The 9,528-nt window shown below is 51.3% G+C and carries 9 protein-coding genes; all 9 read right to left on the bottom strand.

Going from position 1 to position 9,528, the window contains the following annotated elements:
• A partial coding sequence (gene xseA / locus Q0257_RS07785; RefSeq protein ID WP_298023671.1) for an exodeoxyribonuclease VII large subunit occupies window positions 1-865 on the bottom strand: 865 nt, incomplete at its 3' end.
• The gene (gene ubiE, locus Q0257_RS07780; RefSeq protein ID WP_298023668.1) at window positions 858-1,586 is read right to left on the bottom strand and encodes a bifunctional demethylmenaquinone methyltransferase/2-methoxy-6-polyprenyl-1,4-benzoquinol methylase UbiE; all 729 of its coding nucleotides are present in this window, start codon (window positions 1,584-1,586) and stop codon (window positions 858-860) included. The genes xseA and ubiE, both read right to left, overlap by 8 nt.
• A gap of 9 nt (window positions 1,587-1,595) precedes the next feature.
• On the bottom strand, window positions 1,596-3,014 hold the full coding sequence (locus Q0257_RS07775) for a CHAD domain-containing protein (RefSeq protein ID WP_298023665.1): 1,419 nt from the start codon (window positions 3,012-3,014) through the stop codon (window positions 1,596-1,598).
• 48 nt (window positions 3,015-3,062) lie between these two features.
• The gene (locus tag Q0257_RS07770) at window positions 3,063-3,473 is read right to left on the bottom strand and encodes a Fur family transcriptional regulator (RefSeq protein ID WP_297880504.1); all 411 of its coding nucleotides are present in this window, start codon (window positions 3,471-3,473) and stop codon (window positions 3,063-3,065) included.
• A gap of 65 nt (window positions 3,474-3,538) precedes the next feature.
• Window positions 3,539-5,371, bottom strand: a complete 1,833-nt coding sequence (dxs, locus tag Q0257_RS07765; protein WP_298023662.1) for a 1-deoxy-D-xylulose-5-phosphate synthase — start codon at window positions 5,369-5,371, stop codon at window positions 3,539-3,541.
• Window positions 5,361-6,470 carry a histidinol-phosphate transaminase gene (gene hisC / locus Q0257_RS07760; RefSeq protein ID WP_298023659.1) on the bottom strand — a complete coding sequence of 370 codons (1,110 nt, stop codon included), beginning with the start codon at window positions 6,468-6,470 and terminating at the stop codon, window positions 5,361-5,363. The genes dxs and hisC overlap by 11 nt, the downstream gene beginning before the upstream one ends.
• The gene (gene pheA / locus Q0257_RS07755) at window positions 6,470-7,546 is read right to left on the bottom strand and encodes a prephenate dehydratase (protein ID WP_298023656.1); all 1,077 of its coding nucleotides are present in this window, start codon (window positions 7,544-7,546) and stop codon (window positions 6,470-6,472) included. Before pheA ends, hisC begins: the two co-directional genes overlap by 1 nt.
• The gene (locus tag Q0257_RS07750) at window positions 7,530-7,970 is read right to left on the bottom strand and encodes a hypothetical protein (protein WP_298023653.1); all 441 of its coding nucleotides are present in this window, start codon (window positions 7,968-7,970) and stop codon (window positions 7,530-7,532) included. Before Q0257_RS07750 ends, pheA begins: the two co-directional genes overlap by 17 nt.
• Entirely contained in the window at window positions 7,967-9,400 is a 1,434-nt protein-coding gene (lysA, locus tag Q0257_RS07745) for a diaminopimelate decarboxylase (protein ID WP_298023650.1), read from the bottom strand. Before lysA ends, Q0257_RS07750 begins: the two co-directional genes overlap by 4 nt.
• Between the last annotated feature and the right edge of the window lie 128 nt (window positions 9,401-9,528).

The following is a 9,528-nucleotide window of genomic DNA, read 5'->3' as shown; positions in this document are numbered from 1 at the left end:
TCAGCACGTTTTGTGCGGATGAAATTTTATCTTTTATCAGCCTATCAAATGCGTCACTTACGCCGTCTAGGCTCTGAAAGATCGCGCAAATATCGGGCAGTAGGTCGATCATCGCGGCGGTGGGCGTGAGGCTTCGGTGATCGGCTACGAAATCGCTGATGCTAAAATCGATCTCGTGCCCGACCGCCGAGATGACGGGCGTTTTGGCCGCGTAGATCGCGCGCGCCAGAGCCTCGTCGTTGAAGCACCACAGATCCTCGCGCGAGCCGCCGCCGCGAGCGATGACGATCGCATCGTAGCCCTTCGCGTCGGCTGCACGCAGAGCGCTTATGATCGAAGCAGGCGCGCCTTCGCCTTGTACTAGCGCGTTATACAGATCAATCTTGCAAAGCGCGAAGCGGTTCTGCGCCGTGCGAAGCATATCTGCCTGTGCCGCGGAGCCTGCGCTGGTGATGATTGCGATGCTTTGGGCAAATTTCGGAAGCTGTTTTTTGTGCGCGGCATCGAAAAGCCCCTCTTTGCTAAGCTTATCTTTTAGCGCGGCGAATGCCGCTTCCAGCTCGCCCTCGCCGCTTTTGCGGATATTTGAGACCTGGATCTGATACGCGCCCGTGGGGGCGTATAGCGAGACCTTGCCGCTTACGATGAGCTTATCGCCGACGGAGGGGATAAAATTTATCCGCGCGGCGTTAAATTTAAACATCGCGCAATCGATCGCCGCGCTCGCGTCCTTGATCGTAAAATACCAGTGCCCGCTCGTGCTTTGAATTCTAAACTTAGATATCTCGCCCTCGACCTCGACGAAGCTAAAACTCGTCTCCAAAAGTGCCTTAGCTTGGGCGTTGAGCTCGCTTACGCTAAGCATCGTCGCTCTTCCGCGCGATTTTCTCCGCGATGAAAAGCGTGCTGACGTCGAAGCTGAAGCCCTTTTGCACGCGCAGCTCAAAGTCCGCGTTTTTGAGCTTTTCGCTAAAGCTCGCGGCGTCTAGGAAGCTGCCGATGGAGCTTGGCAGATATTCGTAGGCTTCTTTGTTTTTCGAGATGAAAGCGCCGATTTTGGGCAAAATTTTACTCACGTAAAAATCTCTGATCTTAAACGCGAGCCCGCCGCTTGCGGCTTTGGTAAATTCCAAAACCACGAGCGAGCCGCCCGGTTTGATGACGCGGTTAAACTCCGCAAGCGCCGCGTCCAGCTCCACGACGTTTCTTATGCCGTAGCTGATGCTTAAAATATCCACGCTCGCGTCATCCAGCGTCGTGGCGCCCGCGGTTGCCTTGATAAACTCGCAGCCAGGAAATTTTTGCCTCGCTACCTCAAGCATCCCCTCGCTAGGATCGATCCCCACGATCCGCTCGATCTGCACGCCGTGCTGCGCGGCGCCGTCGCGCCATGAGCTTATCATATCGCCCGTGCCGCACGCGACGTCGGCGATACTCACGAGCCTTCCTTTAAGCTTTTCAAGCGTCAGTTCGACCGCTTTTTTGCGCCACGAAACGTCCACGCCGAAGCTGATGGCGCGGTTTGCCAGATCGTAGGTAGGCGCGATCTGATCGAACATCTTTATGATTTTTTCCTGTTTTTGCACGGGCTTTCCTTATTCGTATGCTTTGATTTTACGCAGCGATCTTTTCAGAGCGCGCAAAAGAGTCTCTTTTTCATTTAAAATTTTTTCCTCCAGCTCGGCGCGGCGGTCGTTTAGGCGGGTGTCCAGAGCCAGCAGATACGCAAACGCGACGCCGCTTTTATTGCTTGCTTTTTGATAGATCGCGATGAAATTTTGCCACACGCTGATATCTTGCAGCGCGCCGAAATCCTCGCAGGCAGCCTTGGTGCGTTTAAACAGCCCCCTGACGCAACCCTCATCAAAGCTTCTTGCAAAAATTTCAAGCGCGTATCGCAGCCTCTTTAGCCCTATGCGCACGTCGTGAAATGCCTGTAGAGATGAGCCTTGCTGCAAATTTTTTAGCTCCGCGCGCAAGCTTTTAATCAGCTTGCAAAGGCGGGCGGAGGCGAACTTTTTTGAAATTTTTTCATATTCGCTGCGCGCGTAGATGCCGTCCGCGCCGCTTAAAAAGCCGCTAATAGCGCCGTTTAAATCTGCAAATTCCGCGCTAGAAAGAAATTCTAAAATTTTATCCTCAGAGCGCTTTGTGATAAGATTTAGCTGCTGCAAAAAGCCTGCAGGTGCGTCGTCGGCCTTTAAAAACTCCGCAAAAACGTGAAGGTCTCGCAGCTGATTGGTGCGGCTCATAAATTCTGCGAGCAGTTTTAAAATTTCATCCTTTTTTTTAGTTTCGAAAAGCGGCGAGGATAGCTTCAAAACCGCTCTAAATTTGCGGATTTGCACGCGCAGCTCGTGAAGAGCTTCGGAGGCTAGGTTTTTTTGATACTCACCCTTTGCGGCGCAGGCTCGCGTCCATGCTAGCTCAAGCGCCAAACGCGCGAGCTTAACGCTGTCCGCATAGGGCGGCGCGAAAAATTTAACTCGGCTAAATTTTTCAAAAACGCTGCGGGCGTGCGCGAAATCAAGCGAGCGCGGCGGGATGCCGTAGCGCGCCAGATAGCGGCTTTTGTAGCGATAATCGTCGGTGATCTCGCAAAAATCGCTGCTACCGAAGGTTTTTGCAAAATCAAAATTTGCGCTTACCGCCTCATTTTGAAATTTCGCTCGTAAAATCACGAGCGTGCTTAGCTCGCCGCCGTAAAGCTCTAGCCAAAACTCCGCTTCGTCACTGGCAAAGCCGTAACGGTTCTTTTGCACGACTCGGGCGATCCTGCTTTTTAAAGCCTCTTTGAAATCATCTTTTGAAATTTTAAAATTTAGAGTTTGTCTGTTGAGATCCTCTTTTTTATGGTGCAAAGAGCATTCGTCGTTTTGGCGGATGTAGTAAATTTCGGGATAGAACGAAGTATAAAACCAAGCGATCTTTACCTTGCGACATTTCAGCCCCGCACGCTCTAGCGTCCGCAGAATCGAATCGTCGCTCAATAAAAATTTACGCTTAGTTTGCATACCCGCTCCAAAAATAAAGTGGGTAATAATAGCAGAAAATTCTTTAAACTATCTACACTTTTCGCAGTCTTCGACCGTAGCGGTGATATTTAGCTTGCGGATGAAATTGCCAGCTTTGCGCTCGATGTTTTTCAAAACGTCCTTATTAAAGGCATCATCCATGAAAAGATCCGTGACGTTACCGCATTTTTCGCAGACGACGTGGATATGCGGCATCTGATAAATGTCGTAGCGGCTCTTTTTATTCGGCGCATTGACCTCGACTACGACGCCTTCGTCGAGCAGGGTGTTTAGATTTTTATAAACCGTCGCTAGCGAAATGGATGGATAGTCCTCTTTGATCCCCTCGTATAGGTCCTCTATGCTTGGATGCTCGTGGCGATCCAGCACCTTTAGGATGCACAATCTTTGAGGAGTTGCTTTCAAACCGCAAGTTTTGAGTAGTTCTACGTGGCTCATTTTTGTCCTTCAAAAAATTTTAAAGTGATATTATCAAATTTTACTTTAAACAAAGTTGATATTAACTAATACTTTTTATCACTTAATATTCGCTCGGTTAGAGTTTGGATATCCAAGCCCAAGCTGCGTTCCACGTCGGCGGTCTTGCCGTGCGGTAAAAAGATATCAGCAAACTCGAAGCTTACGATCTTTACGTCCGAAATTTCATTTTCCTGCAAAAATGCGCTTAAAATTTCACCGACGCCGCCTTTTTTGGCGTTGTCGCTAAAGACGTACCAAATTTTATCCTTGCGAGCTAAGCTTCGCAAAAACTCGGCGTCTAAAGGCTTTGCAAAGACTAGATCTACGACATCCACCTCTATCTGCCCCTCCAGCGCCTCAGCCGTTTTATACGCCCTACCTGCGCCGTTTCCGTAGCCGATCAGCGCTACGTGCGCGCTATCGCTGCGCTTTAAAAACACCGATTTTGCAAGCTCTACTGCAGACGCGTCGGTCTCGTCGCAGTCCAAGATAAAGCTTCCGCGCGGATAGCGGATCGCCAAAACCCCCTTATGCGCGTAGGAGTACTCGATGATCCGTTTAAAGCTCGTCTCGTCACGCGGCGCGCACATACTGACGTTTGGGATCGCGTTTAAGAAGCTCACGTCAAAGACTCCCTCGTGCGTCTCGCCGTCCTCGCCCACGATGCCCGCGCGATCCATCGCAAGGACTAAGCTTAAGTTCATAATCGCCGCGTCATGGACGATCTGATCGAACGCGCGCTGCATGAAGGTCGAATATATCGTAACGTACGGCTTAAAACCTTCGCGCGCCATCGCAGCCATCGAGCTTAGCGCGTGAGGCTCCGCGATCGCGACATCCCAGAAGCGGTGCGGAAATTTCTCGATCAGCTTATCCATACCCGTGCCGCTTGGCATCGCGGCGGTCACGCCCACGACGTTTTCATGTTTGGCGGCTAAGCTTAAAAGCGCCTCGGCGTAAATTTGCGTGGCGCTTTTGGCGGCGGATTTTTTCTTAAATTCTCCGCTTTGAATGTCGAAAGGCCCTACTCCGTGCCAACTCTCCAAATAGCCCTCGGCCTTGTCATAGCCCTTGCCTTTGATCGTTTGAGCGTGCACGACGACTGGCTTGCGCGCGCTTTTTGCCGTCTTTAGCGCCGATATGAGATCGGCTAGGTCGTGGCCGTCCACCGGGCCGATGTATTCGAGCCCTAGCTCCTCAAAATACATCCCAGGGATGATGAGCTTTAAGGAATTCTCAAAGCGCTTTGCCATATACGTCGCGCTTTGCGGAGCGTGAGAGAGCAGCTCTCTTACGTGGGATTTAAATTTTTGATAGGTCTCGCCCGCCATCGCTTGGCTTAGGTATTTGCTAAAGGCGCCGATCGGCTTGCTGATACTCATTTTGTTGTCGTTTAGGATGATGATGCAGGGCAGGCGTAGATCACCTAACTCGTTCATCGCCTCATAAGTCATACCGCCGCTCATAGATCCGTCGCCAATGAGCACCACCGGCATACGATTTTCGCGCTTTAGGCTTATCGCTTTTGCCGCGCCCACGGCTAAAGAGATCGACGTCGAGGCGTGCCCCGCCACGAAGTAGTCAAATTTACTCTCGCTAGGCTTCGTATAGCCGCTGATACCGCCGAACTGCCTAAGAGAGCCGAACTCCTCCCAGCGGTCCGTCAAAAGCTTGTGCGCGTAGCTTTGGTGGCTTACGTCGAAGATAAACGGATCGTTCGCGGCGTCGAATACGTAGTGCATCGCCACGATGAGCTCGACCGCGCCCATATTTGAGCTTAGATGGCCGCCGTTTTTACTCACGACTTCGATGATGCGCGCTCTGATCTGCGTGCAAAGCTCCCGTAGCTCCTCTAGGCTTTTATTTTTAATATCCACTCAAAATCTCTCCCAAAGCGCCCAAGACGCGATCGTTTTGCTCAGGCGTACCGATCGTGATGCGCACGGCGTTTAGCCCGTAGCTTTTTAAATTTCTAATGATGATGCCGCGGCGCAGAAGCCTATCGCAAAGCTCGCTACTATCTAGCGGCGTGCTAAGTTTGAACGTGATGAAATTTGCGTAGCTAGGGATAAATTCTAAATTTCGCTCGCGCGCAAAATCCTCGAAGCGGCTCATCTGCGCGGCGTTGTTTTGCAGGCTCTTTTGCACGAAAGCCTCGTCTTTTAGCGCCGCAATCGCCGCTGCGAGGCTAAGCGTCGTGATGTTAAAGGGCGGTCGCAGCTTATAAAGCGCGTTTATGATTTGCCGCGGCGCGATGCCGTAGCCTACGCGCATGCCGCCTAGGCCGTAGACCTTTGAGAAGGTGCCTAGATAGAGCACGTTTTTAAAATTTTGAATTAAAAATTTCGGATCGAGCTTTTTGCGCTCATCTTTAAACGCCGCAAATTCGTTGTACGCGGCATCGATCACCAAAAGCGTATCCTCATCCACGCTTCGAGCGAACTCATACACCGCCTCCGCATCCAAGCACTCGCCCAGCGGGTTGTTCGGCACGCACAAAAAGATGACCGAAATTTCATCCCTGTGCGCGTTATAAATTTTTAAAAGTTCGGCTAGGTCGTGCTTCTGCGCGTTCGTTTTGTAAACTTTAGCCTCGCAGTGGCTTGCGTAGATGCCGTACATCGCAAAGGTAACGCCCGCTTGCAGTATCGCGCGGCGCGAATTAAGCTTGGCGTGCATCGCAAACTCGATGATCTGATCGCTACCCGCGCCGATGATGATATTTTGCGGTTCTACGCCGAATTTCGAGGCGAGCGCGCCTTTTAGCTCATACATCGAATCATCGGGGTAGAGATGCGCGCAGGCGGCGTTTTGCGCGATCGCCTCCTGCACCGCCTCGCTCGTGCCGAAGGGATTTTCGTTGCTGGCAAGCTTTAGCACGTCCTGTTTACGGATACCAAACTCCCGCACCGCAAGCTCTATCGGCTTACCCGCTTCGTAATTGCTTAGATTTTCTACAAATTCGTTAAATTTCATCACTCCCCTCCGTTTATGTAACTTCCCAGCCAGGTGATTTCGTGGCCGTTTTTCTGCGCGTTTTGCAGCACGCGCGCCACCCGCTCGTCGTCGATGTGCCCCTCAAAATCGATATAAAAGACGCTTTTAAAATCCCTAAGCTTGACCGGACGGCTTTCGAGCTTGGTTAAATTTATCCCCTCGTTGCGAAACATCTGCAAAAAGTCCACGAGCCCGCCCGGGCGGTCGTCGGTTTTGGCTAGGATGCTCGTTTTGTTGCGGTCGCTCTTTTGGTTTTTAAAGTCGCTCAGCACGAAAAAGCGCGTGCGATTGGCGGAGTTGTCCTCGATCTTTTGAAACATCATCGGCACGCCGTAAAGATCGGCGGCGATCTTGGAGCAGATCGCGGCGGAATGGGGCGTAGCGGCTGCCATCTGCGCCGCAAGCGCGGTAGATTTGGTCGCGGTAAATTTAACGCCGCTAAGGCCGTGATCGTCTAAAAATTTAAGGCACTGATTGTATCCCTGCGGATGCGAGAATATCTGATCCACCGTGCTTACGTCGTCGCAGTGGCTCGCAAAGCAGTGGTGGATATCCATATAAATTTCGGCGACGATCTTGACGCCCTCGTATTTTCGCAAGCAATCAAGCGTCGCTCCCACCGCGCCTTCGGTGTTATTTTCGATCGGCACGACGCCGTATTTGGCCTCGCCGCTATCAAGCTCCTTAAAGACCGCCTCGATGTTTGAGAGCGGCAGATATGAGCTTACCGCGCCGAAGCGGCTCTTGGCGGCTTGGTGCGAATAGGTGCCGAAAGGCCCTAAAAACGCGACGATCTGCGGCTTTTCTAAATTTCGCGAAACCGAGAAAATTTCAAAAAATATCGCCTCGATCGCCTCTTTGCTTAAATTTCGCGCCTTTCCGCCGTCCAGCCTGCTGATAATTGAGCGCTCGCGCTCCGGGCGGTAGATCGCGCTGCCCGCGGTCTGCTTCAGCTCGCCGATCTTTTTGACAAACCCCATGCGCTCGTCGATAAGGCGCAAAATTTCATCATCCAGCTTGTCGATACAAACGCGCAGATCATCGATATTTTGCATCACAACCCTCCTTTTGCTCGCCCGCGAATTTCGGCGCGGATTTTAAAAATTTCACGCCGCCTTTTTTGCCGCACGCTTTGAAATTCTTACTGTGCGAGCTTAAAATTTCATCGCTTAGGACAGCTGCGCCGTAACTTTTGCGCGATAAGAAGGCGCGATAAAATTCGTCGCAGCGAGATCTGAAATTTAAAGAGGCGCGGTTAAAATTTAAAACGGGGCTTTGTTTTGCCGCAAAATTTAGAGGCGCATTTTGTTCGGATTTGAAATTTGAAGCAGGGATGCATTTAGGCGCGGAATTTAAAGCGACGGTGTGTTTAAAATTTAGGGCCATGCTTGCTGCGGCATTGAAATTTAAAGCCGCTGCGCGCTCGGATTTGAAATTTAAGATCGCGCCATGTTTTAAGCGGCTTGCCGCGCGGATCATACGAAATCCTTTTCGAGCGCGATTAGCTCATCAAAGCTTTCGCGCTTTCTAATCAGGCGGTCCTGTCCGTCGTAAACCGCGACCTCGGCGGCACGGCAGCGGGTATTATAGTTGCTCGACATCGAAAAGCCGTAGGCGCCGGCGCTTTTGATCGCGAGCAGATCGCCGCTTTGCAGGTTAGGCAAGCTCACCCCTTTGGCTAAAAAATCGCCGCTTTCGCATATCGGGCCCACGACATCGCAAGGACTTAAACTCTCGGCAGAGCTTTGCGGCACAGAATTATTCGCGGCGGAGCTTAAATTAGAGGAATTCTGTGGCGCGAAATTTCCTTGCAAGCTTTGTGAAACGCCGTTTTGTGGCGTGGAATTCTGCGGTGCGAAATCCTCTGAAGCGGACTTAGCCTCGATACCGAAAGCTTTGCTATGCGTGGAATTCTGCGCCGTAGAATTCTCGGTGTCGCTTTGGCTCGCGCAGCTTTCGCAGGCGGAATTGCGCTCGCTTACAAGCTCGATTTTATGGTGCGCGCCGTAGAGGCTCGGGCGTATGAGATCGTTCATCGCGCCGTCAACGATGACGAAGCGCTTGCCGCAGTTTTGTTTTTCGTAAAGCACGCGGGTAAGGAGGACGCCCGAAGCTCCCGTGATGAAGCGCCCCGGCTCGCACACGATCGTGACATCTAGCCCGCTTAGGCTGCGCAAAATCCCCTGCGCGTAGTCGTAGAGCACGATCTGTTTTTCATCCTCGTAGCGGATGCCGATGCCACCGCCCACGTCGAAAAATTTTATATCGATCTCAAGGGCTCGCAGTTCGCGCAGCAGATCGCTTACTATTTTTGCGGCGTCGCAGATCGGAGAAATGTCCGTAAGCTGGCTGCCGATGTGAAAATGGATGCCGACGGGATTTAAAAATTTGCTCTTTTTGGCGTAGATATACATCTTGCGCGCAGTCTCGATGCTAACGCCGAATTTGTTCTCATTTAGCCCCGTGGAGATGTAGGGGTGGGTCTTGGCATCGACGTTTGGATTTACGCGGATGCTGATGCGAGCGGGCTTATTTAGATTTTGCGCGATCCTCTCGAGGCGCAGCATCTCGGCCTCGCTTTCTAAATTTATCAGCAAGATGTCTGACTTTAGCGCAAACTCGAGCTCGCTGTCTTGCTTGCCAACGCCAGAGAATATGATCTTATAGCTCTTTGCGCCGATATACAGAGCGCGGCGCAGCTCGCCGATGCTGACGCAGTCAAAGCCGCTGCCCAGATCTGACAAAAACTTCAAAACGCTAAGGTTGGAATTGGCTTTAATAGCGAAACAAACGAGCGACTTGCGCGCGGCGAAGGCCTCTTTGAGCGCTATGAAATTCTTTTCTATCTCGTTAAAATCGTAAACGTATAAAGGAGTGCCGTATTTGCAGGCTAAGCTTGAATAATCCATAGAATTTCCACCGATAAATTTTGCGTCATTCTAACAAATCAAGGCTTAACGATGCTTAAAAACCAAAAATGCTGCAAAGCCTAATAGCGCTGTTATGGGCACGATAATGCCAAGTTCTGGGATGATGA

Source organism: uncultured Campylobacter sp. (assembly GCF_938018035.1).
Taxonomy (GTDB): domain Bacteria; phylum Campylobacterota; class Campylobacteria; order Campylobacterales; family Campylobacteraceae; genus Campylobacter_B.
Note: the sequence above shows the minus strand (reverse complement) of the source record. Positions and strands in the feature narration are given on the sequence as shown.

What these genes read in the sequence shown, in the direction of transcription:
- Q0257_RS07775 (WP_298023665.1), bottom strand. Translation starts at nt 3,014, where the DNA reads ATGCAAACTAAGCGTAAATTTTTATTGAGCGACGATTCGATTCTGCGG.
- Q0257_RS07770 (WP_297880504.1), bottom strand. Translation starts at nt 3,473, where the DNA reads ATGAGCCACGTAGAACTACTCAAAACTTGCGGTTTGAAAGCAACTCCT.
- hisC (WP_298023659.1), bottom strand. Translation starts at nt 6,470, where the DNA reads ATGAAATTTAACGAATTTGTAGAAAATCTAAGCAATTACGAAGCGGGT.
- pheA (WP_298023656.1), bottom strand. Translation starts at nt 7,546, where the DNA reads ATGCAAAATATCGATGATCTGCGCGTTTGTATCGACAAGCTGGATGAT.
- Q0257_RS07750 (WP_298023653.1), bottom strand. Translation starts at nt 7,970, where the DNA reads ATGATCCGCGCGGCAAGCCGCTTAAAACATGGCGCGATCTTAAATTTC.
- lysA (WP_298023650.1), bottom strand. Translation starts at nt 9,400, where the DNA reads ATGGATTATTCAAGCTTAGCCTGCAAATACGGCACTCCTTTATACGTT.